24 protein-coding genes and 1 pseudogene are annotated in these 26919 nt (G+C 65.8%); 9 read left to right on the top strand and 16 right to left on the bottom strand.

Going from position 1 to position 26919, the window contains the following annotated elements; translation table 11 throughout:
• Window positions 1-240: 240 nt before the first annotated feature.
• Window positions 241-1738, top strand: a pseudogene (locus JEY66_RS30315) (acetyl-CoA hydrolase/transferase C-terminal domain-containing protein).
• Between the two features lie 85 nt (window positions 1739-1823).
• On the opposite strand, the gene JEY66_RS30310 reads toward JEY66_RS30315, so the two are convergent.
• On the bottom strand, window positions 1824-2603 hold the full coding sequence (locus JEY66_RS30310) for an enoyl-CoA hydratase (protein ID WP_016843234.1): 780 nt from the start codon (window positions 2601-2603) through the stop codon (window positions 1824-1826).
• A 124-nt stretch (window positions 2604-2727) separates the two neighbouring features.
• Window positions 2728-3396, bottom strand: coding sequence for a hypothetical protein (locus tag JEY66_RS30305; protein WP_018270636.1), 669 nt, complete (start codon window positions 3394-3396; stop codon window positions 2728-2730).
• 327 nt (window positions 3397-3723) lie between these two features.
• Between JEY66_RS30305 and JEY66_RS30300 the strand changes: the two genes are divergently transcribed.
• Both JEY66_RS30300 and JEY66_RS30295 read left to right on the top strand, forming a co-directional pair.
• The gene (locus JEY66_RS30300; protein WP_016843232.1) at window positions 3724-4269 is read left to right on the top strand and encodes a sigma-70 family RNA polymerase sigma factor; all 546 of its coding nucleotides are present in this window, start codon (window positions 3724-3726) and stop codon (window positions 4267-4269) included.
• Window positions 4270-4271: 2 nt separating this feature from the next.
• On the top strand, window positions 4272-4910 hold the full coding sequence (locus tag JEY66_RS30295; protein ID WP_026192513.1) for an NrsF family protein: 639 nt from the start codon (window positions 4272-4274) through the stop codon (window positions 4908-4910).
• On the opposite strand, the gene JEY66_RS30290 is transcribed toward JEY66_RS30295, so the two are convergent.
• Together JEY66_RS30290 and JEY66_RS30285 are read right to left on the bottom strand one after the other, a co-directional pair.
• Window positions 4907-6013, bottom strand: a complete 1107-nt coding sequence (locus JEY66_RS30290; RefSeq protein ID WP_018270638.1) for a DUF2336 domain-containing protein — start codon at window positions 6011-6013, stop codon at window positions 4907-4909. The genes JEY66_RS30295 and JEY66_RS30290 overlap by 4 nt on opposite strands.
• A 59-nt stretch (window positions 6014-6072) precedes the next feature.
• Window positions 6073-7221 carry a GGDEF domain-containing protein gene (locus JEY66_RS30285; RefSeq protein WP_018270639.1) on the bottom strand — a complete coding sequence of 383 codons (1149 nt, stop codon included), beginning with the start codon at window positions 7219-7221 and terminating at the stop codon, window positions 6073-6075.
• 416 nt (window positions 7222-7637) lie between these two features.
• Here JEY66_RS30285 and JEY66_RS30280 point away from each other — a divergent pair, with 416 nt between their 5' ends.
• From JEY66_RS30280 to JEY66_RS30265, 4 genes are all read left to right on the top strand, one after another.
• Entirely contained in the window at window positions 7638-8207 is a 570-nt protein-coding gene (locus tag JEY66_RS30280) for a sigma-70 family RNA polymerase sigma factor (RefSeq protein WP_016843228.1), read from the top strand.
• Window positions 8204-8923: a hypothetical protein gene (locus JEY66_RS30275; protein WP_018270640.1), complete on the top strand. Its 720-nt coding sequence runs from the start codon at window positions 8204-8206 to the stop codon at window positions 8921-8923. Before JEY66_RS30280 ends, JEY66_RS30275 begins: the two co-directional genes overlap by 4 nt.
• A 37-nt stretch (window positions 8924-8960) precedes the next feature.
• Window positions 8961-10634 (top strand): S8 family serine peptidase, encoded by a 1674-nt coding sequence (locus tag JEY66_RS30270; protein WP_018270641.1) that lies wholly within the window; start codon window positions 8961-8963, stop codon window positions 10632-10634.
• A 547-nt stretch (window positions 10635-11181) separates the two neighbouring features.
• Window positions 11182-11676 carry a TIGR03809 family protein gene (locus tag JEY66_RS30265; RefSeq protein ID WP_016843224.1) on the top strand — a complete coding sequence of 165 codons (495 nt, stop codon included), beginning with the start codon at window positions 11182-11184 and terminating at the stop codon, window positions 11674-11676.
• A gap of 98 nt (window positions 11677-11774) precedes the next feature.
• Here the strand turns inward: JEY66_RS30265 and JEY66_RS30260 are convergent, their stop codons facing one another.
• The 12 genes from JEY66_RS30260 to JEY66_RS30205 all read right to left on the bottom strand — a co-directional run bounded on the left by JEY66_RS30260 (window position 11775) and on the right by JEY66_RS30205 (window position 23357).
• On the bottom strand, window positions 11775-13148 hold the full coding sequence (locus JEY66_RS30260; RefSeq protein ID WP_018270642.1) for a TIGR03808 family TAT-translocated repetitive protein: 1374 nt from the start codon (window positions 13146-13148) through the stop codon (window positions 11775-11777).
• A gap of 349 nt (window positions 13149-13497) precedes the next feature.
• Window positions 13498-14145, bottom strand: a complete 648-nt coding sequence (locus JEY66_RS30255; RefSeq protein WP_018270643.1) for a pyroglutamyl-peptidase I — start codon at window positions 14143-14145, stop codon at window positions 13498-13500.
• The gene (gene meaB / locus JEY66_RS30250) at window positions 14142-15134 is read right to left on the bottom strand and encodes a methylmalonyl Co-A mutase-associated GTPase MeaB (protein ID WP_018270644.1); all 993 of its coding nucleotides are present in this window, start codon (window positions 15132-15134) and stop codon (window positions 14142-14144) included. The genes JEY66_RS30255 and meaB overlap by 4 nt, the downstream gene beginning before the upstream one ends.
• A gap of 78 nt (window positions 15135-15212) precedes the next feature.
• A complete protein-coding gene (locus JEY66_RS30245) occupies window positions 15213-15995 on the bottom strand; it encodes an RsiV family protein (protein WP_051110145.1) in 783 nt (260 codons plus the stop codon).
• A 53-nt stretch (window positions 15996-16048) separates the two neighbouring features.
• Window positions 16049-18205: a methylmalonyl-CoA mutase gene (scpA, locus tag JEY66_RS30240; RefSeq protein WP_016843218.1), complete on the bottom strand. Its 2157-nt coding sequence runs from the start codon at window positions 18203-18205 to the stop codon at window positions 16049-16051.
• Between the two features lie 55 nt (window positions 18206-18260).
• Window positions 18261-18731: a GFA family protein gene (locus JEY66_RS30235; RefSeq protein WP_026192515.1), complete on the bottom strand. Its 471-nt coding sequence runs from the start codon at window positions 18729-18731 to the stop codon at window positions 18261-18263.
• Window positions 18728-20602 carry a methylmalonyl-CoA mutase family protein gene (locus JEY66_RS30230; protein WP_018270647.1) on the bottom strand — a complete coding sequence of 625 codons (1875 nt, stop codon included), beginning with the start codon at window positions 20600-20602 and terminating at the stop codon, window positions 18728-18730. The genes JEY66_RS30235 and JEY66_RS30230 overlap by 4 nt, the downstream gene beginning before the upstream one ends.
• A 105-nt stretch (window positions 20603-20707) precedes the next feature.
• On the bottom strand, window positions 20708-21199 hold the full coding sequence (gene folK / locus JEY66_RS30225) for a 2-amino-4-hydroxy-6-hydroxymethyldihydropteridine diphosphokinase (RefSeq protein WP_018270648.1): 492 nt from the start codon (window positions 21197-21199) through the stop codon (window positions 20708-20710).
• A gap of 6 nt (window positions 21200-21205) precedes the next feature.
• Entirely contained in the window at window positions 21206-21586 is a 381-nt protein-coding gene (gene folB / locus JEY66_RS30220; RefSeq protein WP_016842351.1) for a dihydroneopterin aldolase, read from the bottom strand.
• The gene (folP, locus tag JEY66_RS30215; protein ID WP_080650341.1) at window positions 21583-22440 is read right to left on the bottom strand and encodes a dihydropteroate synthase; all 858 of its coding nucleotides are present in this window, start codon (window positions 22438-22440) and stop codon (window positions 21583-21585) included. The genes folB and folP overlap by 4 nt, the downstream gene beginning before the upstream one ends.
• 87 nt (window positions 22441-22527) lie before the next feature.
• On the bottom strand, window positions 22528-22935 hold the full coding sequence (locus JEY66_RS30210; RefSeq protein WP_018270650.1) for a DUF4332 domain-containing protein: 408 nt from the start codon (window positions 22933-22935) through the stop codon (window positions 22528-22530).
• 56 nt (window positions 22936-22991) lie between these two features.
• Window positions 22992-23357, bottom strand: coding sequence for a hypothetical protein (locus JEY66_RS30205; RefSeq protein WP_016841849.1), 366 nt, complete (start codon window positions 23355-23357; stop codon window positions 22992-22994).
• A 339-nt stretch (window positions 23358-23696) separates the two neighbouring features.
• Here JEY66_RS30205 and JEY66_RS30200 point away from each other — a divergent pair, with 339 nt between their 5' ends.
• Together JEY66_RS30200 and JEY66_RS30195 are read left to right on the top strand one after the other, a co-directional pair.
• Window positions 23697-25319, top strand: coding sequence for a helicase HerA-like domain-containing protein (locus tag JEY66_RS30200; RefSeq protein WP_018270651.1), 1623 nt, complete (start codon window positions 23697-23699; stop codon window positions 25317-25319).
• A gap of 95 nt (window positions 25320-25414) precedes the next feature.
• Window positions 25415-26815 (top strand): M20/M25/M40 family metallo-hydrolase, encoded by a 1401-nt coding sequence (locus tag JEY66_RS30195; RefSeq protein ID WP_018270652.1) that lies wholly within the window; start codon window positions 25415-25417, stop codon window positions 26813-26815.
• Window positions 26816-26919 lie beyond the last annotated feature (104 nt).

Genomic DNA, 26919 nt, shown 5'->3' with positions numbered 1-26919 from the left:
ATCCCGCAAACCAAAAACCCCGGCAGTGCGCCCCCGCCGCCGCCGCCGACACATCTACCTGTTTACGGGGCGGTGCCGCCACAGACAAACCGCCGCGCGACATCTGCACATCATTTCAGTTCTTGTCTGTTGCCGGTTCGTCACAGGCGCACGTACCGGTCATATGAAGTATAAGTTTGAACCGCCGGCCGTCGATTCAACGATGCCGGTTATCCACCGTCTCCTCCGGGTCCATTGCTGATGCCCATCTTCTTCTCCGACCCCGAGGCGATCGCGGAGCACATCATTCGTGACGTCGGAACCGAGCTGGTGGTCGGGCTGCCCTCGGCCTCGGCAAGGCCAACCACATCGTCAACGCGCTGTATGCGCGAGCTATCCGGATCTCGCCTATGCCGATGCACTGCATCGCGGCGCGTTCCCGCCCAACATCAAAATGATCGAGTTCTTCTTCCTCGCCGGGCAGTGGCTGCACCAGCCATTCGCGCAACAGTACTACATTTCCGCCAACTACACCCGTGCGGCGTCATACTTGTTGTCGCGCGGACTGAATGTCGTGCCTCAGCTCGTTGCCAAGCGCGTGGTAGACGGCGCGCCGCGCTACAGCCTGAGCTGCAACACCGACACCACGCTCGACGCGCTGCGCGCTCGTGTGCAGGGGCGGGCGTCGTTCAGGCTGATCGGCCAGGTCAATTCCGAGCTGCCGTTCATGCCCGGCGCCGGCGACCTGCCGGCGGATGAATTCGCCGCGGTGCTCGACAGTCCCGAGACCGATTTCCCGCTGTTCGCGCCGCCGTCCGAGCCGATCAGCGACACCAAATATGCGATCGGCTTGCACGCCGCCGGTCTGGTCCGTGACGGCGGCACGTTGCAGATCGGCATCGGGCAGGTCGGCGACGCGCTGGCGCAGGGGCTCGTGGTCCGCCATCGCGACAACGCCCAATTCCACGGCATCATGCAGCAGCAGCTGGCGCGAATCCAGATGATGCCGGTTTCCTTCACCAACGAGATCTTCGGCGACGAGGACGGCAAGCGTCGCGCCCGGGTCGATGCGCGCTTCGTCAACAACGCGATGATGGCGACGCTGCTCGGCGCTGCGATCTCGGATGGTCTGGAGAATGGCCAGGTCGTGAGCGGGGTCGGCGGCCAGTATAATTTTGTAGCGCAGGCATTCGCGCTCGAGGGCGCACGTTCTGTGCTGGCGTTGGAGGCGACCAGTCAGTCCGGCAAGCAGGCGCAGTCGAACATCCGCTGGTCCTATGGACATGAGACCATCCCGCGGCATCTGCGCGATGTCTTTGTCACGGAATATGGCGTCGCCGACGTCAGGGGGAAATCCGATGCCGACATGATCGCCGCGATGCTGCAGGTCTCGGACTCCCGCTTCCAGAGCGAATTGATGCGGCAGGCCAAGGACGCCGGCAAGCTGCCGCGCAGCTACGAGATTCCCGCGGCGCATCGCGAAAATTATCCCGAGCGCATCGGCGCTGCGCTGAGGCCCGCGCGTGACGCCGGGCTGCTGCCGTCATTCCCGTTCGGCAGCGACTTCACCGATGTCGAGCAGCGGCTGATTCCGCCGCTGCAACTCGCCGGCCTGCTGTGGCAAGGCATGCGGCATCCGCCCGATGCCGCCGACCGCGAATGCCTGGCGCGGCTCGGTCTCGACAAGCCGACGCATTTCGCCGAGCGCGCCTATCGCGCGCTCGTCACCGCGGCCTTGCAACGGAGCCCGAAGGGATAAAGCGCGATGAGATCATCACGCTTTAGCCTGTTGTCTGCGCATGATCTTGTCCGGAAAACCGCTTCGCACTTTTCCGGATCATGCTTTAGCGGTTCTTGTTGACCGGCTTGCGCTTCTCGATGAACGCCGCCATGCCCTCGGAGCGATCCTCGAGCGCGAAGGTCGAGTGGAACAGGTTGCGCTCGACATTCATGCCTTCCGCGAGCGGCGTTTCGAACGCGCGGTTGACGGCTTCCTTGGCCATCGCGACTGCCGGACGCGACATCGAGGCGATCTTCTCGGCCGCCGCGAGCGCCTCCTCGAGCAGCTTGTCGGCCGGCACGATCCGCGACACGAGGCCCGAGCGCTCGGCTTCCGCCGCATCCATCATCCGCCCGGTCAGGCAGAGATCCATCGCCTTCGACTTGCCGATCGCGCGGGTCAGGCGCTGCGTGCCGCCGATGCCGGGAATGGTGCCGAGGGTGATCTCCGGCTGGCCGAACTTGGCGGTGTCGGCCGCGATGATGATGTCGCACATCATCGCGAGCTCGCAGCCGCCGCCGAGCGCATAGCCCGCGACCGCGGCGATGGTCGGCTTGCGGCAACGGGCGACGCGGTCGCCGCCGATCGCGGTGAAGTCGCTGTTGAACATGTCGATGAAGCCCTTCGGCTGCATCTCCTTGATGTCTGCGCCGGCCGCGAAGGCCTTCTCGCTGCCGGTGATCAGGATACAGCCGATCTTGTCGTCGGCCTCGAGATCGTCGACCGCCGCGGCGATCTCGCGGAACACGCCGAACGAGAGCGCATTCAGCATTTTCGGCCGGTTCAGCGTGATGACGCCGACCGGTCCCTTGCTTTCGACGATGATGAATTCGAACGTAGCCATGGACGCAAACCCCGTGCCTGATTTGCAGGGCAATGTGCCCGCTGACGGGATGCGCTTCAAGTGGCTGAAACGAGGCTTTGGGCCGCGGTGCGGCGCCCCCCGCGCCGCACCGCGAGCGCCTCCGCTAGGCCATGAACATGCGCGCGGCGGAGGCCACCGTGAGCAGGGCGCCGAAGCCGATGAAGATCTTCCCGATCAGCGAGGTCTGGTCCCAGCTCGCGCTGTCGCTGCTCGCCAGAACCGGGGCGGGCTTGGGTGCCGCCACGGCAACCGGCGGCTGCGCAGGCGGCGCCTCCAGCTGGGCGGTCTGCGGCTGAGCCGGCTGCGGCTGTTCCGCCGGCTGCTCCTGCTGCAGGGCGCGGTCGACGTCGTTGAGCTGGTCGGATGCGACCACATTACCGTCGGACTGATCCGCGGGCTTGTCGGCCGCTGCGATCAACGCATTGGCTTTCACCGGCGTCGCCGCCGCATTGTCGTCGCCGGAGGTCAGCTCTGCATTGGCGTTGGCGACCGTGGCGGGAATGCCTGCCGAGGTGACGCTGCCGGCGTCGCTACCGGTGGCCTTCTTGCTCTCGGATTTATCGGCCGTCTTGGAGGACTGGCGACGCGCATGGCGCCGGCCATGCCGGGGGCTCTGTTGCGCGGACTTGTCGGTCGTTGCGCTGTCGGATTTCGATGCTGATGTGTCCGAACCAGCCGCATGTGCCGGCAGCGGACCGGCGAGACCTACGAAAAGCCCTGTCAGTCCTGTCGCAACCATCAATGCCAAGCGCCCGCTGGCTTCGATCTTCATTTTGATGATCTCCCCATGTCGCCCGCCCAAGGGCGAAAAGAGACCCCGCTGCGTGTCCACACCGGGGCAGAAAAAGGGAATCTTCGGGCATCCGGCGGCAAAAGCTGGGCAATTTCGTCCTAGTGGTCGATCGGGCGAGCAGCAGCACCGATGCTTGTCGGACCGATCGGTGTTATGAGCCGTGACGTCTGGAAACCCGCCGGAGCGATTCTTTGAGGCCGATCCTCGGCGCGGTCATGCCGGAGAATGGATATCACGAATTCGTGATCGTCTGGCGTGCCGCGTAACGAACTGAAAGATCGGCCGAATTGCAATTCAGGAGCCTGCGTGCGCGAACGTGAGGATGAATGGACCGGCCTGATGCGGTCGGCCATTTCAGGCGATGACGCGGCGTATCATCGCCTGCTCAAGGCCATCACGCCGGTACTCCGTGCCGCGGCGCGCCGCGGCCTGGCGCGCGCGGGACAGCCGGTCGATCAGTCCGAGGACATCGTGCAGGACATCTTGTTGGCGGTGCATTTGAAGCGACAGACCTGGGACACGAGCGCGGCGTTCGCGCCGTGGCTGTTCGCGATCGCACGCAACAAGCTGATCGACGCGCTGCGCCGCCGCGGCAAGCGGATCTTCGTCAACATCGATGATTTCGCCGAGACGCTGCCTGGGGAAACACCGGAACCGACGGCCTTGCCGAGCGAGGTGAGCGCCCAGCTGCAGGCGTTGCCCGCGCGGCAGCGCGAGGTGCTGCAATCGATCGCGGTCGAAAGCGCCTCGATCAAGGACACCGCGGCGAAATTCTCGATGACCGAGGGCGCGGTGCGGGTCGCGCTCCATCGCGGGCTTGCCAGCCTCACTGCGAAATTACGGGATCAATGAGCATGGACACCGATCAACTCATTCGAACCCTGGCCGCCGACAATGCCTATCACGCGCGTCCGGTCGGTCTTGCGCTGATGCTGGCATTGCTGGCGGCGGCGCCAGTCTCGCTCCTGATCTTCTTCGCCGAACTCGGCGTGCGGCCCGACGTGATGAGCGCGATGCGCAATCCGTTCTTCGACCTGAAATTCGCCGTGACGCTGGCGCTCGCCGCCTCGGCGATCGCGGTCAGCCTGCATCTGTCGCGTCCGGAGGCCTCGCTGCGCGGCTTCGGCTGGTGGCTGCTGATTCCCGCCGGCATCCTCGTCGCCGCCATCAGTGGCGAGATGATGATGCCGCAGCGTACGCCGATGATGACGCGGCTGATCGGCAAGAATTCGATGGCCTGCATGACCGCAATCCCCGCGATGTCGCTGCCGCTGCTGGTCGGCGCGCTGTACGGGCTGCGGCAGGGCGCGCCGGCGCGGCCGGCGGTCGCCGGCGCGATAGCCGGCTTGCTCTCGGCAGGGCTCGCTGCGACCGTCTACGCGTCGCACTGCACCGATGACTCGCCGCTGTTCGTTGCCACCTGGTACACGCTGGCGACCGCGATCGTCGCGAGCGTCGGCGCGCTGATGGGAAACCGGGCGCTACGCTATTAGGCCGCGGGCGCGGACTGCTGCATGCGATGGAAGCGCAGCACCTGCTGCGCGGTCGACGGCCGCAGCCGTTCATAGGTGTCCTTGCAGGCCTGCAGATCGGTCGGCTCGCCGCCCGAGATGTCGTCGCGCAGGTTGATGATCGCCCGCACCGTCGACCATGACAGGCCCGAGACCTTGGCCAGGATCATGACGCCCTCGGCGCGGGTTTCGATCATCATGTTCTCGGCGACGCTGACCGAGACGTTGGCGAGCGCGGCCAGCGAGGCATTGGTCTCGTCGAACTTGCCGGCCTCGGCGAAGGCTGCGAGCTGGAATTCGTCGAGCCGGCCGTCCTGGTAGAGCGACTTGACGAGGGCATGCGCGATCGTGGTGTCCGGCGTCACGGCGGCCGGCGCCGAGCGCGCGCGTCGCGTCGCTTCCTTCACCGCGATCGGAATCTCCTTGGCCTGCTGCGGATTGGCAGCCTCGAGCCGCTGCCTGACCGCGTCCGAGGCCTTGGCGACCAGCTTGAGATAGAGATGCCGCGGGATGTTCGGGCGCAGGCCGACGCAGGTCGACAGATTGTCGTCGCCCTCGGCGCGGCTGACCAGGCGGGTGAAGCCGCGCTCGGTGAACTCCGCGCCGGGATTGTTGACCGCGCTCTGGATCACCTCGTCATTGCCGCGCAGCACCAGCACGTCGGTGACGGCGCCGCTCAGCGTCTTGCGGTTCGAGATCGCGAGCAGATGCGCCTGACTCTTGCTGCGCGCCGTTTCGATCAGGGTATCGTCGTCGAGCCGCGGCGACAGCGTCAGCACGGGGCCCGCGACCTCGATCAGGTCGTCGAAGGCAAGGGTGCGGATGGTCTGCGGCGGCGCGGTGTCGATCGGGGCGAGGCGGTTGGCGAGCAGTGCCTTGGCCGAGCTCTCGATGTGCTCGAGCAGGCATTGGAAAACGTCGTCGAACAGCACGATCTGCTGGTCCGAATAGTTGACCGAGCCGTTGATGAAGAGGTCGGTCACGCGGCGCAGCGTCTCGACACGGCGCGCGACGGTGCCGTGCGCGAGGGTCGTCTGCAACTCGTCGAGCAGACTTTCGGGGGCGGTCTCGGGCTTCGAACTCATGACTCTGTCCTGGAGCGGTGGCGACGGCTTCTCCGGCGCCGGATAGGGAAGCGAAAGGGTTAGGCGCTGGCGATGCGGTTGCGTCCTCTCGCCTTGGCTGCGTAAAGCGCGCCGTCGGCGCGGGCGAGTAACGTGTCGGAGTTTTCGTGCGGCTTGAGCGTCGTGACGCCTGCGGAGATCGTCACCTGCATGCCGGGCGAGAAGGCGCTCCAGTCGAGACCGGCAATGATCGCGCGCAGCCGCTCGAGCGCGCGCATCGCCTGATCTTGCGACAGGTCGGGCAGCACCAGCAGGAATTCCTCGCCGCCGTAACGGCCGAAGCGATCGACGCTGCGGAGATTGGCGAACATGCCGATCGCGAAGGTGCGCAGCGCCTCGTCGCCGATCGGATGGCCGTAGACGTCGTTGATGCGCTTGAAATGATCGAGGTCGATCAGCGCGACCGCGCAGGAGCTGCCGTTGCGGGCGCAGCGCGCGATCTCCTCCTCGAGCGTGCGCATGATGCTGCGGCGATTGGAGGTGCCGGTCAGCTCGTCGAGCTCGGCGAGCTCCTCGATGCGCCGGTAGGCCTCCTTCAGCTTCACGCCGCTCTGATACAGCGATTGCTGCATCGAGCTCGAGAAGATGCCGAGATACATGCAGCGCCCGATCGTCAGCGCGAACACCAGCATGGTGGCGAGGCGATCGATCCGGGTCGCGTTCGGCATCCCGATCGCCTTGTCGGTGCCGAGGAACAGCACGGCGAGGCCCAGCACCATGACGGTCCAGACGATCGCGGTCTGCCGCGCCGAGGTGCGCAGCGCACCGAAGCCGAACACCACGAACAGATTGCAGAGGAACAGCACGCCGACTTCCGGCGCGATGTAGGTGAACACCAGCAGGTTCACCATGTTGATCGCCGATTGCGGCGCGACCAGATAGTGGTCGCGGAAGCGCTCGTGAAAGCCGCGCTCGGAGAGCACCACATAGACGGCGACCAAACAGAGGCCGGTCAGCGCGTAGCCCGCCGCCACCCAAACGGACGTAGTGCCGGCATGCGTGTAGATCAGCAGCACAACGGCATCGAGCACGAAGCAGGCCGCGATCATCGACTGGATCTGGCGGCGCTGCTTGACCCGTCGCGCCAGACGCTCGGCCGTCAGCCTGGAACGGCCGCTTTCCGATGCGCCCGCGATCGGGCCGGGAAGTGACGACGCAGCGCTGCCCATGGTCCCGCCATTGGTGAAATCCGGCGAAAATCTACGTGGGAAAGCCTTTAGGTTTGGTATCTTTTGGAACCGAATCTACCCGGTGTAACCCTGTCATCGCCCTTGTTTCGTAAGGGGAATCCGTTCGCCGAGGCGGGACGGGAGCGATGTTCCGCAAGCCTGCGCCGTGGCGGACTTCGTGACGGTGCTGGCGTGCCGATAAAGCCTTGGTATGGTCGCGCCGGATGGCGCCTATCCGCGAGAGTTCTCACTATTATGGTACCGTTTATCGAGTCTCGGCCGATTTTTCCTCATTTGAATCGCCGACTGTGGCATAGATCACACATGCAGTGCGGACATTGCCGTAATGTGAAGAATCTTGGCTCTCGCGTCGAACCACGCACCGCCCCCTTCAGACCAACTTTGCGAGACGGCCATTGAGCGCGACACAGGCGGCTTCAGACGACGTTCTGATCGCTCGGATCGCTCAAGGCGACCGGCTTGCCATGCAGGTGCTGTACGGGCGGCACCATGTCAGGGTGTACCGCTTCGGGCTTCGGCTCGTGCGGGACGAACAGGTGGCGGAAGATCTTATCAGCGAGGTCTTCCTGGACGTGTGGCGTCAGGCGGGCAAGTTTGAGGGACGATCCGCCGTTTCGACCTGGCTTCTGGCGATTACCCGGTTCAAGGCGTTGTCTTCGCTGCGGCGGAGGAAGGACGCTGAATTGGACGATGAGGCCGCTAACGCGATCGAGGACACGTCCGACGATCCGGAAACGGTAGTGCAGAAGAAGGACACCGGTGACACGCTGCGTAGGTGCCTGACGGGACTATCGGCGGAACATCGGGAAATTGTCGATCTTGTCTACTATCACGAGAAATCCGTGGAAGATGTCGCTGAGATCGTGGGGATTCCGGAGAATACCGTGAAGACGCGCCTGTTCTATGCGCGCAAGAAACTTGCCGAGTTGCTGAAGGCAGCCGGTGTCGAGCGAGGTTGGCCATGATGGCTGCGAGAAAAAAGGTGCAAGAGCCCGACGATATCGAGATGTTGCTGCCCTGGCACGCGGCCGGCACGTTGAACGCGCGTGACACGCGCCGCGTCGAGGACGCGCTTGCGCGCGATCCGGAGCTTGCCCGGCAATATGCCGTCATTCGCGAGGAATATGCCGAGACCATCGGCCTCAACGAGAGCCTCGGTGCGCCCTCGGCGCGCGCGATGCAGAAGCTGTTCGCCGCGATCGATGCCGAGCCGGAGCACAAGCCGTCGATGGGTGCGCGCATGTCGGCCTCCGTCTCGGAGTTCTTTTCGAAATTATCGCCGCGGACGCTGGCCTGGTCGTCCGGCCTCGGCGCGGTCGTGGTGTTGTTGCAGGCAGGCGTGATCGGCACGGTGCTGATGCGCAGCCAGCCGGCTTTGTTCGAGACCGCCTCGCTCGATGTCGCCGAGCGCAGTGCGCCGGTCGCGCCCAGCGCGCCGATCACCCGCGACCTCGGCGCCAGCGTGGCGGCGACGCCGACCCGGCTGCTGGTGCGCTTCACACCCGATGCCAGGATCGCCGACATCACGTCGCTGCTCGACAATTACCAGGCCTCGATCCTCGACGGGAAGGGCGGGATGTTCCGGTTGCAGTTCCGCGCAATGGACAAGGGCAGCGTCGCTGCGCTGATTGCGCGCTTGCAGAAGGAGAAGATCGTCAGCCTCGCGGTCGAAACGCCGTAATCGGCGGCTGACGGTTCTGCGCCGAATTGAGGTCACCATGGCCGCCAACGGCCGGACCAGATCGACGAACCACGCGATCGCCGCGGCCGCAGCATTGTTGCTGGTCTGTGTTACCGGCTCCGCCTCCGCCCAGAATTTCATGCGATCGCCGACCGGTGGCGCGCCACAGGTCTCGCTCGGGCAGCGGGCCAATCCCGGTATGGGCCGTGTTGGCGGCAATCCCGTCGGCGGGACGGTTGACCGCGTGCCGCCGTTGGTGGACCGCGGCGCGGCCGCGTCGTGGACCGACGATGCGCCGCGATCGCGCCTGCCGCCGCCCCCTGTGCGCCCTGCGCCCCGTATCTCCGCCAGCTGCGACGACGGCGATCGCGGCCAATGCTTCGACCGGCCGGTCGCCGTCCACGGTGGTGGCAAAGGCGCAGCGCGGAAGGGCAGGGCCGGCGGTGGCGGCAGCATGCGCGCGCAGGATGCGGCCGGCACCCGAACCGTGCCGAACCAGCTCATCGCCGAAATCGATGGCGCCTTGACGGAGGCGGAGGCCGATGCGCTCGCGCGCCGCCATGGGTTGAGGCGGATCGCCTCGCAGAATATCGCGCTGCTGGGTGCGACGGTCGGCCTGTTCCGCATCTCGGGCAATCGTTCGGTCGAGGTCGTGGGCCGCGAGCTCGCAAGCGATGCCGGCGTCCGCTCCGTGCAGCCGAACTACCGTTACGCGCTGCAGGACAAGGCGTCGGGCGGCAGCGATCCGGCGCAATATGCCCAGACACAGCTGCATCTGCCCGCGGCCCACAAGCTGGCGCGCGGAATGAATGGCACCATTGCCGTGATCGACTCCGGTGTCGATGCCGCTCATCCGGAGCTGGCGAACACGGTCGCGGATACGTTCGATGCGCTCGGCAGCAAGGATGGCCCGCAAGCCCACGGCACCGCCATTGCCGGCGCGATTGCGGCGCGCGTCAGGCTGACGGGGAGCGCGCCGGAAGTGCGGATCCTGGCGATCCGCGCCTTCGGTGCGGTCGCAGGCGGCGCCGGGAGCACCTCCTATGTGATCCTCAGAAGCCTCGACTACGCAGTGGCGCACGGCGCGCAGATCGTGAACATGAGCTTCGCCGGACCGCGGGACGCACTTGTCGGGCGCGCGGTGGCCGCCGCCGCGGCGAGGGACGTCGTGCTGGTCGCCGCCGCCGGCAATGCCGGTGCGACATCGCCGCCGCTGTATCCGGCCGCCGATCCCGCGGTGATCGCAGTGAGCGGCACCGATGCCGGCGACCGGCTGATGGCGGCCTCGAACCGCGGCAGCCATATCGCGTTGGCGGCCCCGGGCGCCGACCTCCTCGTGCCGGTGCCGGACGGCAAGTACCAGCTGATGTCGGGCACCTCGTTTTCGGCCGCGTTCGTCAGCGGCATCGCGGCCTTGGTGCTGGAACGCAATCCGGCATTGAAGCCCGTCGAGGTGCGACGGATCCTGACCAGCACGGCGCGCGATCTCGGGACGCCGGGACGTGACGATCTGTTCGGTGCGGGGGCAGCGGATGCGCTTGCCGCGGTGATGGCGGCGACCAGTGCTCCCGTCGCCTCTGCCGCGGACAAACCGTCGCAGCCTGCACAGCAGGCCGACGGCAATAACACTTCCGTGAGCCGCACGTCGAATGAACCCGCGCCGTCGATCGCATCGGAGGATTCCGCTGCAAATCGCCGTGCTGCGCAGTGATTTTCGACACCGAACGCGGGCAACGGTGCGATGGAACCGCGGCGCGACAAGGTTAAAAAAATCGCCGGCGATTTGAACGTCCGCCTTCCTCTCACGACTTATGTGTGTGGGAGCGGTTTATCCCTCCCCGGCTATATCAGGCGCGAGCGCCCATCCACCCCAAGCGCCCATATGGCTTTGACCCGTCCGGTTGTCCCCCCGGACGGGTCTTTCATTTTGAGGCACCCTTGCATGACGGACTTGACCGTGCGCGGCGCGATGGCGCCGACCGATCGCGCGGGATGGACATATGCGTGCGCGACGGCGGCGACGGTTTGCTGTGGATCATTCCGCCCCGGGAGCGGTGCGCATCGCCACCACGGCAAGTCGATGACTTGAGGCAGTTCGAGCGCGAAACTCCGTAGTCGAGCGGACTTCTTCGATCGCCCCTTCGCGATTAAGAATTTAGTTAGACTTTATTTACCTTTTCCACAGAATATCGGCGTCACGTCCAGTTGATTCGGTTCGGTTGCGTCTGCGTCCGTTTCTTTTCCTGCGGGCAACTTGAATGACACATCGGACCGACGTGGCCAGAGGCCAGGAGATCGTTGCACGCTGGTGCAACCTCGCCGAGCAAAGGCTGGAGCACCTTACCGAACTGTTCGAGACCGGGCGCTGGCGCCGCTATCACAGCGAGCAGGCTTTTCTCGAGAACATCAGGGAAGCCCGCGCCGCGGTCGACATCTGGCGCGAATTGCTGTCGCGCGAAGCCTCGCTCGACAATTCGCCGATCGATCTGTCCTGGCTCGGCCGCGGCAGGTCGAAACTGCCGCCGCGCGATATCTCGCCAGTGCCGGAGCGGCGGTCGGAGGCCGCGACATTGGCGGAGGCCGCCATGACCGCGGTCGCGGCCGCGCTGGAGACGGCGACGGAAGTGCTGGAGCAGCCGCTCACCGTGGCCGACGCGCCGCCGCTGGAGATGCCCCCTCCGGCGGTGCGGCCGCCGGTGCTCGATCTCGACACCATCCAGCGGCGCTATCCGCTGCTGCGCAACGCGCTGTAGGCGACCGCTCTCGCTTATTTTTTGAGCATGATCCCCGCGCAAACGCGTTCCACGTTGGTCGCGAGGGAAAACCGCTTCGCGCTTGTCCGGATCATGCGCTAGCGCCGCACCGCGTTCGCGCCGACCACGAGCTGCGCATATTGCTGGGCGCCGCCGGCCGACAGGTCCGGCGTGACCGGGCGGGCGTGGTCGAGCCCGACCACCGCGCCGCGCGGGGTTTCCGAGATCATGTTGTTGTTGATCAGCGCGGTGCCGGCGCCTGGCACCGCCGAGACGCCGATGCCGACGAAGGCGTTGCGGACCACGTTGCCCGATATCGCGACGTCGCGCAGGTACTTGCCCCAGCCGGCGACGATGCCGAAGGTCGGCGCGTTCTCGATCACATTGCCGATCACGGTGCTGTCGGCCTCGACATAGATGCCGATGCCGGCGCCGTCGTTGGGATCGGTGCCTTCAGGGCGCTTCGGCAGCAGGTTGCGGATGATGTTGCCCTGGACCACCGCGATGCGGCCGCCCTCGTTGAAATTGCACACGGAGACGCCGATCGCGGCGCCGTCGACGGTGTTGTTGGCGATCACAGCGGCCTCGAACGAGAACTCCGAATACAGCGCCACCTCGCGGACATTGCTGACGCTGTTGTCGGTGATGTGGATGTTGGAGGCCGAGTTGCCGCGCACCGCCGAGAAGTCGCAATTCTTGATGCGGTTGCCGCGCACGATCACGTTGCCGGCGCGGAAGGCGTTGATGGCGTTGCCGTACTGCCCGGAGCCGCCGGGGCCGGCCTTGATGTCCTCGATGCGGTTGTCGGCGACGATCGAGCCGTCGTCGCCGATCGCGGTGCGCAGGATCTCGATGCCGTTGTCGTTGGTGCCCTTGATGGTGTTGCGCGACACCATCAGGCCGAGCGCGTCGAACGACACCAGCGCCGTGGTCGCGATGTCGGTGAACACGTTGTTGCTGACGTCGCCCGACATCTGCTCGAACCAGATGCCGTTGCCGCCGCTGCCGGTGAAGCGGCAATCGGTGATGCGGATGTCGCGGCCGGACAGGCAATGCACGAGGCCGCGCCGGTTCGGCAGCGGAATGTTGCCGCCGTCGAAGGTGAGGCCCATCAGGACGATGCCGCCGGCACCTTCGCCTTCCAGCAGCGAAGCGCCGCCGTTGAACACCAGACGGCTGGCGCCGCGCACGCCGATCAGCTGGCTGCCGGGGGCAAGCCGCAACAGGCCGGTGCGGTAGACGCCGGGCGGGAAGGCGAGCGGCACCTGCGCCCGCGCGGCGTCGTCGATCGCGCGCTGCAGATTGCGAGTCTGGTCGTCGGGGCTGCCGGGGCGCACGCCATATTGCGTGACGTCGCGGCCGAGCGAGCCGGTCGATGGCGCGGCGGCACGCGCAGCGTCAGGCGACATCGCAAGCGCGCCGGCTGCGCCGGCGGCGGTTGTTCCGATCAGATGGCGGCGGTTGACGTCCATGGGCAAGGCCCTCGCAACATTCGCGAGCGGTGACGTTCGCGGGTCGAGTGGTAGCGCGAAATGCGGCGCGGCATGGTGAACACGCCGACGCAGCGGGGCGATTGTTGGCGGTAGGGTTAATCGCGGGTGCAACCGCTTCGCGTTGTCAAACAGTCGTTCCTCGGTGTCATCACGCGCGCAACAATGATCTTTCGTGGTTATGGATCCCGGCCTTCGCCGGGACGACACCAAATGGCCGTTGCAGACCTCGTCATTCGATCCAATTTTAGCATTTGTTGGAGTCTACGGGTGACGCGTGAGTTGGAGGATACCAACTAGGGCGTGCACTTGCACCGCCCGATCCGCACGCTCACGCGCGCGAGGCCTGCCGGGTCAGTTTCACCAGCTCCATCAGCATCGCCTCGCCGGCATCGACGAGCGCTTCCAGCGTGATGTGTGATTTGCCGGGTGCAGCCGTTCCGTCATGGGCGAGCGGCGGAACGTGGACGAATTGCGCGAGGCGCAAGTCATTGTCGCCGTTCACGGCCTCGATCGCCCGCCAGCTCAGGTAGTTGCAGAGATAGCTGCCGGCGTCGCGCGAGGCTCGCGCGTCGATCCCGGTCGCCAGCGCGGCGCGCAGCAGCTTTTCGGTATGCGGCCCGAACATGCGCGCATCGGCGCTGCCCTCGATCGATCCTTTCCGCGCATGCTGGCGGCCGGCATCGGGGAAGCGCGTGGTCACCGCGTTGCGGGCGCGGCTTTCGATCCGCAGATAGCCGGTGCGGCCGGCGAGGCCGAACATCAACAGCGCCTGCGGGCGGTGTTTTGCGATCAGCTCCGGCAATTCGCGATCGACGGCCGCGTAGGTGACGTCGAAGATGTGGCTCGACAGCGCGACGTCGTCGAAGGCCGGGCGGCGCAGGGCGCTCAGGCGCTTCACCAATGGCATGGTCGGGTTGAACGGCGCACCCGGAAACGGCCCGAAGCCGGTGACGAGGATGCGCAGCCTGCCGCTCAATGCAGCATCTCCGCGATCTGTTCGGCGGCGACCGCGGGCGAGATGCGGCCGGCCGCGACCTCGGCCTCCATCTTCTTCACCCTGGCGCGGATCGCGGCATCCGACCGCAGCCGCGCCATCATCCGGCTCTCCAGCATCGACCACATCCACTTCACCTGCTGTTCCCTGCGGCGGCCGGCGAACTCGCCCGAGGCATTCATCGCGGTGCGGTGGTCGAGGATCTTCTGCCAGAGCCGGTCGAGCCCCGCGCCGGTCAGGGCCGAATAGGTCTCCACCGGCGGATGCCAGTGCTCGGAGCGCGGCGCGAGGATGTGCAGCGCGCTGCGATAGTCGGCGGCGGCGAGGTTGGCGCGCTTGAGGTTGTCGCCGTCGGCCTTGTTGATCGCGATCATGTCGGCGAGCTCGACGAGGCCCTTCTTGATGCCCTGCAGCTCGTCGCCGGCACCCGGCAGCATCAGCGCCAGGAAGAAGTCCGTCATATCGCAGACCGCGGTCTCGGATTGGCCGATGCCGACGGTCTCGACCAGCACGACGTCGAAGCCGGCGGCCTCGCAGAGCAGCATCGCCTCGCGGGTCTTTGCCGCGACGCCGCCGAGCGTGCCCGAGGAGGGCGAGGGGCGGATGAAGGCCTGGTCGGAGACGGCGAGCCGCGCCATCCGGGTCTTGTCGCCGAGGATCGAGCCGCCGGTGCGCGCCGAGGAGGGATCGACCGCCAGCACTGCGACCTTGTGGCCGCGCTCGATCAGGAACATGCCGAGCGCATCGATCGTGGTCGACTTGCCAACGCCGGGCGAGCCGGTGATGCCGACCCGCACCGCCTTGCCGGTGTCGGGCAGCAGGGCCTGCACCAGCTCGCGCGCCGCCGCCTGGTGATCGCCGCGCCGGCTCTCGACCAGCGTGATCGCCCGCGCCAGCGCGGCGCGGTGGCCGGCGCGGAGCTCCTTGGCGAGGGCACGGATGTCGGGAGAGGTGGGCTTCGAGGCGGTCATGGTCTTGGTTTACAACGGCTGGGCCATGGCAGGCGAGAGGAACGCGGATCAGTGCCGGCGCGGCCTGTTGATGAAGCACTATTGCCGATCGTCGGTGTCGGCCTTCGGCCGCGCGCCGCCGAAGATATTCGCGCCTTCCGCCGTCAGATACGGCTTCAGCGTCTCCCACGGCACGAAGACGACATACTGGCCTTCGGCGTAGGGGCCGACGGCATAGGGCGGGTAGTGGAAGGTGAGGCCGGAACTCTTGCCTGATACGGTCGACGGCGCCAGCGTCACGGCGCCGATCTTGAGCAGGGTCGGCTTCAACTCCTTGTACCATTCGGTGGTCGCCGTCTCGCCGGCGCCGCGCCGCTTCTTCTCGGTGTTCAGCGCGGCGATGACGGCCTTGCGCATCGCTGTCAGGGTCGGGCCGTTGTCCGCTGTCTCGGTGAAGAAGGGACGGATGCTGATGCGCTTCTTCGCCGTCGTGTCCCACAGGATGGTGTTGACGTCGGAGTTCGGATGCGCGCCGTGGGTGTCCATGTAGTCATCGCGCAGCACGCTCACATAGCGACCGTCGACGACCGAGCGCTCCGAGTATTTGCGTTCGAACGAGTAGCCGCCGCGGTCCCTGAAAAGCTCAGGCTCATTCTTCCGCGCGGACGCCGCCTCCGCCGCGTTCTTGTCGATCCATTTCCGGCCTTCGGCGAGGCAATCGGCCGCCAGCGCCGCGTCCGCCTTGATCTTGTCGTCGAGATAGACGCTCGCCTCGATGCTCGCATTCTTGATCGTGGCGTCAGGCTTGGGATCGGCGGCGCGTGCCGGAAGCCAGAGGAAGGCGAGCACGCCGGCAAGACCCATGATGCGGACAGGCGTCATCGAGCGAGCGGCGCGCATGGAAAGCTCCTGAAAGGAGAGGGGATGCGGCAGCGCTACTCCGCCGCCGCGCTGTGGCCGAGCCGAGCATTGAGCTTGTGGATCAGCTCCTCAGCGGCATCCGAGATCACGGTGCCCGGCGGGAAGATCGCCTCGGCGCCGGCCGCATACAGCGCGTCGTAATCCTGCGGCGGCACCACGCCGCCGATGATGATCATGATGTCCTCGCGGCCGTGCTTCTTCAGCGCCGCCTTCAATTCCGGCACCGCGGTGAGATGCGCCGCGGCAAGCGAGGAGACGCCGAGGATGTGGACGTCGTTCTCAACCGCTTGCCGCGCGGCTTCGTCGGCGGTCGCGAACAGCGGCCCGATATCGACGTCGAAGCCGACATCGGCGAACGCGGATGCGATCACCTTCTGGCCGCGGTCATGGCCGTCCTGGCCGATCTTGGCGACCAGGATGCGCGGGCGGCGGCCCTCGGCTTCCTCGAACGCATCGATCAGCGCCTGCACCTTTTCGACCTTGTTGGACATCGCCGCTGCCTCTCGCTTGTAGACGCCGGTGATGGACTTGATTTCGGCGCGGTGGCGGCCGAACACCTTTTCCATCGCGTCCGAAATCTCGCCGACGGTGGCTTTGGCGCGCGCGGCGTCGATGGCCAGCGCCAGTAAATTGCCGTTGCCTTCGCCCGCCGAGCGCGTGAGGGCGGCGAGCGCCGCATCGACGTCCTTCTGGTTGCGCTCCTTCTTGAGCCGCGCCAGCTTGTCGATCTGCAGCCGCCGCACGGTGGAGTTCTCCACCTTCAGCACGTCGATCGCCTTCTCGTTCTCCGGCTTGAACTTGTTGACGCCGATCACCGCCTGCCGGCCGGCATCGATGCGCGCCTGGGTCTTGGCGGAGGCTTCCTCGATCCGCAGCTTCGGCACGCCGGCCTCGATCGCCTTGGCCATGCCGCCGAGCGCCTCGACCTCCTGGATGTGCCCCCAGGCCTTCTGCGCGAGATCGCGGGTCAGCCGCTCGACATAATAGGAGCCGCCCCAGGGATCGATGATGCGGTTGGTGCCGCTCTCCTGCTGCAGGAACAATTGGGTGTTGCGGGCGATGCGCGCCGAGAAGTCGGTCGGCAGCGCCAGGGCCTCGTCGAGCGCGTTGGTGTGCAGCGACTGGGTGTGGCCTTGCGTTGCCGCCATCGCCTCGATCGTGGTGCGCATCACGTTGTTGAACACGTCCTGCGCGGTCAGCGACCAGCCCGAGGTCTGGCAATGCGTGCGCAGCGACAGCGAGCGCGGGTCCTTCGGATTAAACTGCTTCAGCAGCTTGGCCCAGAGCAGCCGCGCGGCGCGCATCTTGGCGACTTCCATGAAGAAGTTCATGCCGATCGCCCAGAAGAACGACAGCCGCGGCGCAAAGCGGTCGACGTCGAGGCCCGCTGCAAGCCCGGCGCGCAGATATTCGACGCCGTCGGCCAGCGTATAGGCGAGCTCGAGGTCCTGCGTCGCGCCGGCCTCCTGCATGTGGTAGCCGGAAATGGAAATGGAGTTGTATTTCGGCATCCGCTGCGAGGTGTAGGCGAAGATGTCGGAGATGATCCGCATCGAGGGCGCGGGCGGATAGATATAGGTGTTGCGCACCATGAACTCTTTCAGAATATCGTTCTGAATGGTGCCCGACAGTTTCTCCGGCGGCACGCCCTGTTCCTCGGCGGCGGCGACGAACAGCGCGAGGATCGGCAGCACCGCGCCGTTCATGGTCATCGACACGCTCATCTGGTCGAGCGGGATGCCGGCGAACAGCGTGCGCATGTCGTAGATGGAATCGATCGCGACGCCGGCCATGCCGACGTCGCCGGAGACGCGCGGATGATCCGAGTCATAGCCGCGGTGGGTGGCGAGGTCGAACGCGACCGAGAGGCCCTTCTGCCCCGCGGCGAGGTTACGGCGGTAGAACGCGTTGGAATCCTCCGCCGTGGAGAAGCCGGCATATTGCCGGATGGTCCAGGGCTGGTTGACATACATGGTCGGGTAGGGGCCGCGCAGATAGGGCGCGATGCCCGGCCAGGTCTCGAGGAAGTCGATGCCTTCGAGATCGGCCTCGCCGTAGACGGATTTGACCGGGATGCCCTCGGGCGTCAGCCACGGCTCGGCGCTCGCAGCCGGGGCCGTGGTGGCAACGGGCTGGAAGGCGACATCGGCGAAATCGGGAATGCGGGTCATTCCTGGGCTTCCTCAAACTGGCGATTGCATTCGATCAATCGCTGTAGCTTCTAACTCAATCATGGTCCGGATGCTGATGGCTGACGATCGTCGCCATCTTCTCCGGTCCGTAATTCTGCATCGTGGTCTGGCTCGGCAGGTTGGCAATGCCGACCACCCAGCCGTGGCGGGACTCGGTTCCGAATTGCTGCGTCGGTATCACCCGGTCGGGCCGGTCGAAGGCGCCCGTCATGATCTCGATCCGCGGCCCGTCGATGCGGCGGAAGCTGAGCGGTGTTCCGCAGGCCGCGCAGAAGTCGCGCTCGGCGATCGAGGAGGATCTGAACGCGGCGGGCTTGCCGCGGGTCCATTTGAAGTCGTTGCGATCGATGTCGGCGAAGGAGGCAAATGGCGCGCCGGACGCCTTCTGGCACATCCGGCAGTGGCAGATGCTGATCCGGGTCGGTGCCGCCGAGACGGCAAATCGGACGGCGCCGCACTGGCAGCCGCCGGTCAGAACGGGTGTCGCTGGTGTCTCTGCGCTCATGTCTGCTCCATCCGCCGATAGGCCTCGCGCAATGTCGCCAGCGCATCACCGCCGGCGAAGACGAACTCACCGATGCCGGCCGCCCGCAGCGCCGCTTCCTGGTCGCCGGGCCGCCCTGCCAGATAGATATGCCTTGCTCCGGCGCCGTGAAGGGCCTTGGCAGCCTCGGCGGCGCTGACGGCATAGACCTTATCCGAGGAACAAATGCACGCCATCGTGGCGCCCGAGGCCTTGAAGGCCGCCGCCAGCACAGCCGCGTCGGCAAAGCCCTCGCTGTCGATGGCCTCGATCCCGCCGGTTTCGAAGAAACTTTTGGCAAAGGTCGCGCGAGCCGTGAAGTCCGCGGCGGTGCCGAGATTGGCCAGGAAGATCTTCGGCCGTGCGCCATGCGCCTTGAGCGCGGCATCCGACTTGTCGCGCAGCGCCTCGAACGGCTCGGCGAGCCGTATCGGTGCGAGGGCGTCGAACTTCACCTTGGCATCGGCCACCGACGCCGGCGCCGATGGTTTCACATCCAGCACCGCCGGGACGGCCTCGCGCAGATCCGGGAATTCGCTGGCGCCGGTCAGCACGTCGCGGCGCTTCGCCACGTTGGTTTCGCGCAGCGATCGCGTCGCCGCGACCTTGTTTTGCAGCAGCCCCTGCTCGAGTGCGGCGAAGATGCCGCCGGCCTTCTCGATCTCCTGGAACAGCGTCCACGCCGCCTCGCAGAGCTGCGAGGTCAGCGTCTCGATGCCGCCGGCGCCGGCCGCGGGATCGGAGACCTTGGCGAGGTTGGACTCATCGAGCAGCACGAGTTGGGTGTTGCGCGCGATGCGCCGGGCGAAGTCGTCAGGCAGGCCGAGCGCCAGCGTGTGCGGCAGCACCGTGATCGCATTGGCGCCGCCGAGCCCGGCCGCAAAGGTTGCGATCGTCGCGCGCAGCATGTTCACATTGGGGTCGCGCTGGGTCAGCATGCGCCAGGCGGTCTGCGCGTTGACGAAGATCGGCTTCGGCGTGAGGCCGCAGGCCTGCTCGACCCGTGCCCAGAGCAGCCGCAGCGCGCGGAATTTCGCCATGGTCAGGAACTGGTCGGCATCGGCGCTGAGGCGGAACGAGATGCCCGGGCGCGCCGCATCCAGATCGATGCCGGCGCCTTCCAGCATGCGCAGATAGGCGAGGCCCAGTGCGAGCGTGAAAGCGAGTTCCTGCACCTCGGAGCCGCCGGCATCATGGACCGGCCGGCCGTCGGCCAGCACGAACGGCCCCTTGAAGCCGCGCTTGATCAGGCCATTGACGACCTGGCCGAACGACTTTTCGTAGTTGGGCCAGGCGATGGCCGCAGCTCCGCGCACGGCCATGGTGCTGAGCGCCTGGTAATTGAAATGCAGGTCGAGCTTGGCCGGGTCGAGCTTGCGGGCCTCGACCATGTCGGCAAAGGTCTCGCCGGCGTTCTCGCGGCCGATCACCGGGTTGAGCGCGATCATGATGCCGGCATCGAGATGGATGCCGCCGCAGGCGCGCGCCAGCGTCTTCTTGCTGGCATCGGCGAGGCCGAAGCCGCGCGCGCCGGGACCGCCGGCGAACTCGAATTCGAGGCCGGTCGCGCCGTTCTCGAGATCCTGCAGCGCTTGTGCATTGGCCTGTGCGGCATCGGGATGATCGACCCGCTGCAGGATCTGCCAGGGCGCTGCGGCGGCGCGGCCGGCAAGCGGGCTTGCGTTGGTGGCGCGGCGGTAGATCGGATCGATCTTCAGGCCGTCATAGGTCTTGCCGACCAGCTTCTCGAACGGAGCGCCCTTCAGCACGCCGTCGACCAGCTTGCGCCAGTCGTCATAGGTCGCAGGCCGAAAATCCGAAGCCAGAGCCAAATCGTCAGTCGAGGTCGTCATCCGCCCAAATCGTCCTTCACCGGCCCCGCGAGGAGCCCCTTGATTTGGCCGGAAATTGCCACGGGCGGGCGGCCAAGCCAAACGGTTGTTTGCGGTGGTTTGGCTTTAATCGAGGTCCGCTAGACGGAAAATACCGTCGGCGGAGACCTCGGCCAGCGCATCGGCGACGCGGCGCCCGGCGATGACGCGGTCGGGAACGATCTCGGCGAGCGGCACCAGCACGAAGGCGCGTTCGAACAAACGCGGGTGCGGCAGCGTCAGTTCCGGCTTGTTCAGCGTGACGTCGTCATAGGCGATCAGGTCAAGGTCGAGCGTGCGCGGTCCCCAGCGCTGCTCATGGGCGCGGTCGCGGCCGAACTTGGCTTCGATCTTGTGCAGCGTGAACAGCAGCGCATGCGGATCGAGACTGGTCTCGATCTCGATGCAGGCGTTGATGAAGCTGTCCTGCTGCTGCTCGCCCCAGGGCGGCGTCGAATAATCCGACGAGCGTGCGATAAGTGCGGCCTGGGCCATGCCGCAGATATTGGCGATCGCCTTGCGAAACGTGGCGCGGACATCGCCGACATTGCCGCCGAGGGCGATCAGGACGTCGGCCATCTGCGTTCAACCCTGAGGCGGTTGATGGCGCGAGCGGGTCAGCACCACGCCGACATCGTCGAAGATCGCGGCGATCGGCGCATGCGGCTTGTGCACCGTGACCTTGACCGCCCGGATGCGCGGGAAGCTCGCCAGGATGTCCTCGGCCACTGCGCCGGCGGCGCGCTCCAGCAGCTTGTAGTTGGTGTTCTTGAATGCCGATGTCGCGGTCGCCACCACGTTGGAATAGGAGACGGTGTCGGAGAGGCGGTCGGTGCGCGAGGATTCCGAGAGGTCGGTATAGAGCTCGAGATCGATGACGAAGCGCTGCCCGACTTCGGTCTCATGCTCCATCACGCCATGACGGGCATGGATGACGATCCCGGTGATGAAGATCGTATCGGTCATTGCTGTCCCTCGATTGCTGCGGCCACGCGCAGCGCCTGAACGGTTTCGGCGACGTCATGCGCGCGGATGATACGGGCGCCATTCTGCGCGGCAATCAGATGCGCCGCGATCGAGCCGCCGATCCGCTGTTGCGGCTCCGACGGCACGACCGTGCTGATGAAGCGCTTGCGCGAGGCGCCGACCAGCAGCGGCAGGCGGAACGAGCCGAGCTCGGAGAGCCGCGCCAGCGCGATCATGCTCTGCTCCGGGGTCTTGCCGAAGCCGATGCCGGGATCGAGCACGATCCGGTCGGGCGAAATGCCGGCGCTCGCGGCGATTGCGAGCGAGCGCTCGAAGAAGGCGGCGATGTCCTGCATGATGTCGATCGCCGGATCGGCCTGCTCGCGATTGTGCATGATGATCACGGGCACGTCGCGTGCGGCGACAAGCGGCGCCATGCCGGCATCGCGCTGCAGGCCCCAGACGTCATTGGCGATCGCCGCGCCCTGGTCGAGCGCCCAGGCCACGACCTCCGATTTCATACTGTCGATCGAGACCGGCACGCCAAGCGCGATCACGTCGGACAGCACCGGCTTCAGCCGCGCCATCTCGGCCTCGGCGGTGACCGGCTGCGAGCCGTAAGGGCGGGTGGATTCCGCGCCGATGTCGATGATATCGGCGCCCTCGGCGACCAGCTTGCGGGCCTGTGCCAGCGCCTCTTCGGGTGCGGCGAACTGGCCGCCGTCGGAGAACGAGTCCGGCGTCACGTTCAGGATGCCCATCACCGCCGGATAAGGCCGCGACAACAGCGCCGGCAGCACCGCCGATACGGCCGGGCCGGTCACCGCCGATGCTATGGGCTTGCTCGCCATCATGCGGTGGCTTTGCGCTGACCGCAGCGGCAAGTCAAGGTGTGGCGATGACGGGTGACGCGGCCGGCGGCCGGATGCCGTTAAGACAGGCTAATATGTGATTTTGGGAGGCAGCTTGCGTGCCTCTTCGATTAGCAGCTCGACCGATTTCTCCGACGGCATCACGCGGACGAGCTTACGGCGCACATTGGCGTCCTTCATGCTCTGCGCGAGCCGCGACGGGTTGCGGTGTGCGAGCTCGCGCACGGTGGTGACGCCGGCGGCGCGGACCAGGCCGACCTTCGCCTTGCCCATGCCGGGAATCCGCATGTAGTCGGAGATGTTGGCCCATTCGAGCAATTGTTGTTCGCTGATCCCAGTCTTGGCGGCGAGCGCCTTGCGTCCCTTGACGGTGCGGGCGGCTTCAAGCAGTGCGTCGGTCGTGCGGATACCCTGCGATTTCAGTTTGGTGGCGCAATAGGCGGACAGGCCTTCGATCTCGGAGAGGGGGTATGTCATGATACTCGTATGCAGGTAGAAGGGAGCGCACGTGCAAAGGCGTTTGGGAAAATGCTTCAGGCAAACTGGCTGAGGCCCGGCGTCCCCGAGATGATCTCGCCCATTTGATCCGCTCCGATTTTGTCGCGGCCGAACCTGAAAAGTTCACGCGCGACGTTCTGAATCTCACTCATGCTCAATCCAAGCGCCATCAGCCGGGTGCCGACAGCCATCAGACCGCCACCCATCAACCGCGATAGACCACCGCTGTTGTTGGAGGCGGCGATTGCCGCTTCGGCGCCGGGGATTTGGTCGATCAGAGCCTGGACCTTGTCGGAAGGTCCCTCGTTACGGAGGAAACCCAGAACGATGCCGATGGTTTTTTCAGCGACAGCACCGTCGATGCCGGCTTTCGCGGCCAGCTGCCCAACCAATTCGTCCATATTGCCCCGCCTCAACCGGTTTTTGCCGGATCATTCTTGAAGATTTATCTTGAGCGCCTGTGTCACGAAATACAAGCGATCCGCGCATTTCAGTTCGTTTTCTTTTTCGATCGCGTCGGAAGTGTTGCACCTCTGCAAGAGTGAGCGGCGGATTCACACCATCTTGGCGCAATGCGCAATGCCTTTCGTCACTTGGCCGGGAATAAAGTATGAGGAACTGGTAGAGCGACAATATACATCAGTGCGCGCCGATGGTTTCAATCGACCTGCAAGATGCAATATGATGTCATCGGTTCGAATGGATCGAGCCGATTTAAAATCGCGTTAAGAGGCGAAGCGATGGCGACGTCCGACACCAAGTTGGCCGACACCGATGAGAAAATCTTTATCGGCAAGGGCGAGGAAGCAGCGTGGCTGACGCTTGCGCTGGCCAACCGCCACGGCCTTGTGACCGGTGCGACGGGAACCGGCAAGACCGTCACCCTACAGGTCATGGCCGAAGGATTTGCGCGCGCCGGCGTTCCGGTTTTCGCAGCCGACATCAAGGGCGATCTTTCCGGTATCTCCGAAGTCGGCGAGGCCAAGGACTTCATCCTGAAGCGCGCCAAGGAGATGGGCCTGACCTTCCAGCCCGATCAGTTCTCGACCGTGTTCTGGGACGTGTTCGGCGAGCAGGGCCATCCGGTGCGCGCCACGGTCACCGAGATGGGACCGCTGTTGCTGTCGCGGATGCTCGATCTGAACGACGTGCAGGAGGGTGTGCTCAATGTTGCCTTCCGCGTCGCCGACGAGAACGGCCTCACGTTGATCGACATGAAGGACCTGCGGGCGTTGCTGGATGCGATCGCCCCGGACACCAGCAAGAAAGCTGCCGACGACGAGGAGGATCCGCTGACACCGATCCGCAAGGCGGCACAGAGCTACGGCAATGTGTCCAAGGCGACGATCGGAACGATCCAGCGTCAGCTCCTGGTGCTCGAGAACCAGGGCGGCGCGAAGTTCTTCGGCGAGCCGGCGCTGACGCTGAAGGATTTCATGCGGACCGACCGCGACGGCCGCGGCATGGTCAATATCCTGGTTGCCGACAAGCTGATGCAGAGCCCGCGGCTTTACGCCACGTTCCTGCTCTGGATGCTTTCGGAATTGTTCGAGGAATTGCCGGAAGCCGGCGACCTGCCGAAGCCGAAGCTGGTGTTCTTCTTCGACGAGGCGCATCTCTTGTTCAACGACGCGCCGAAGGCGCTGATGGACAAGATCGAGCAGGTGGTGCGCCTGATCCGCTCCAAGGGCGTCGGTGTCTATTTCGTCACGCAGAATCCGATCGACGTGCCGGACAAGGTGCTGGCGCAGCTCGGCAACCGCGTGCAGCACGCGCTGCGCGCGTTCACACCGCGCGACCAGAAGGCGGTTGCCGCGGCCGCGCAGACCTTCCGGCCCAATCCGAAGCTCGACACCGCGCGGGTGATCATGGAGCTCGGCAAGGGCGAGGCGCTGGTGTCGTTCCTCGAGGGCGGCGGCACGCCATCGATGGTCGAGCGCGTCATGGTGCGCCCGCCATCGGCGCGGATCGGGCCGATCACGCCGGAGGAGCGCAAGGCGATCATGGATGCGAGCCCGGTGAAGGGCAAATACGACACCGCGGTCGACGCCGAATCCGCCTACGAGATCATCCAGAAGCGGCTCGCCGGGACGGCGGCGCCGGCGGACGGCAGCGCTGGCGGCGAAGGTGGCGGCATCCTCGGCCAGCTCGGTTCGATCGCGTCCACGATCTTCGGCACCAACGTCAAGCGCGGCCGCATGTCGACCGGGCAGGTGATCGCGCGCAGCGTCACGCGCTCGGTGACCGACAAGGTGATCGGTGGCGTGGCCGCCGATCTCGGCAAATCGCTCGGCGGTTCGGTTGGCGGCTCGATCGGCCGGGCGCTGGTGCGCGGCGCCCTCGGTGGATTGCTGCGCAGATAGCATCGCGCCGGCCGGCCGAAGCGGGAGACCGGCTTTGCCTCGCGCGGCCGGCGCGCTACAACCTGGCGCAACGTCCAACAAAAAGGATATCCGCGATGTCCAACGCCAAGTTGCAGCCCGTCCTCGACCGCATCGACGCCGATTTCGACAACAGTCTCGAGCGGCTGTTCACGCTCTTGCGGATCAAATCGATCTCGGCCGATCCGGCCTTCGCCGATGACTGCAAGGCGGCTGCCGATCATCTCGCCAAGGATATCGCAACCCTCGGCTTCAAGACCGAAGTGCGGCCGACCGCCGGCCATCCGGCCGTTGTCGGCAAGCTGAACGGCTCGACCGACGGACGCCCGCATGTGCTGTTCTACGGCCACTACGACGTGCAGCCGGTCGATCCCTTGAATCTCTGGCACCGTCCGCCGTTCGAGCCCGTGGTGACCGACCACGCCGACGGACGCAAGATCATCGTCGCGCGCGGCGCCGAGGACGACAAGGGACAGTTGATGACCTTCGTCGAGGCGTGCCGTGCCTGGAAGACGGTGACGGGATCGCTGCCGGTCGACATCACCATCGTCATCGAGGGAGAAGAGGAGATCGGCTCGAAGAATTTCGTGCCGTTCCTGGAGGCGAACAAGGACGATCTCAAGGCCGACTTCGCGCTGGTCTGCGACACCGGCATGTGGGACCCGAATACGCCGGCGATCACCACCTCGCTGCGCGGCCTGGTCTATGACGAGGTCAAGATCAAGGCCGCCAATCGCGACCTGCATTCCGGCGTGTTCGGCGGCGGCGCGCAGAACCCGATCCGCGTGCTGACACGGATCCTCGGCGGGCTGCATGACGAGAACGGCCACATCACCATCCCCGGCTTCTATGACGGCGTGAAGGATTTGCCGCCGGATATTCTGGCCCAGTGGAAGCAGCTCAATCTGACGCCGGAGAGCTTCCTCAAGCCGATCGGCCTCTCGGTGCCCGCCGGCGAAAAGGACCGGCTCTTGATCGAGCAGGTCTCCTCGCGCCCGACCTGCGACATCAACGGTATCGTCGGCGGCTATACCGGCGAGGGCTCCAAGACGGTGATCGCGGCGGAGGCGTCAGCGAAGGTCTCGTTCCGCCTGGTCGAGGGGCAGGATCCCGAGAAGATCCGAAAGGCGTTCCGCGACTATGTGAAGGCCCGCCTGCCGGCCGACTGCAAGGCCGAGTTCACCGACCATTCCAGCGCGCCGGCGATCGCGCTCGACTGGAACATGAAGCCGCTGGCAGCGGCGCGCCGCGCGCTGACCGACGAATGGGGCAAGGAGGCGCTCTTGATCGGCTCCGGTGCCTCGATCCCGATCGTTGCCGATTTCAAGCACACGCTCGGCCTCGACAGCGTGCTGATAGGCTTCGGGCTCGACGACGACAACATCCATTCGCCGAACGAGAAGTACGACCTCAAGAGCTACCACAAGGGCATCCGCTCCTGGGCGCGGATCCTGGCGGCGTTCGCCGAGGCCAAATAGCGCAGGGCGCACTGCACGTAAAAACGCCGCCCGGGATTGGGCGGCGTTTTGATTCCGATAGTGCAGAGGATGTTGGCTTTAGCCTACCCGAAGATTGTGAAATT

Origin of the sequence: Bradyrhizobium elkanii USDA 76 (assembly GCF_023278185.1) — a bacterium.
In the GTDB taxonomy this organism is placed as follows: domain Bacteria; phylum Pseudomonadota; class Alphaproteobacteria; order Rhizobiales; family Xanthobacteraceae; genus Bradyrhizobium; species Bradyrhizobium elkanii.
This window is presented reverse-complemented; position numbering and strand designations above follow the sequence as displayed.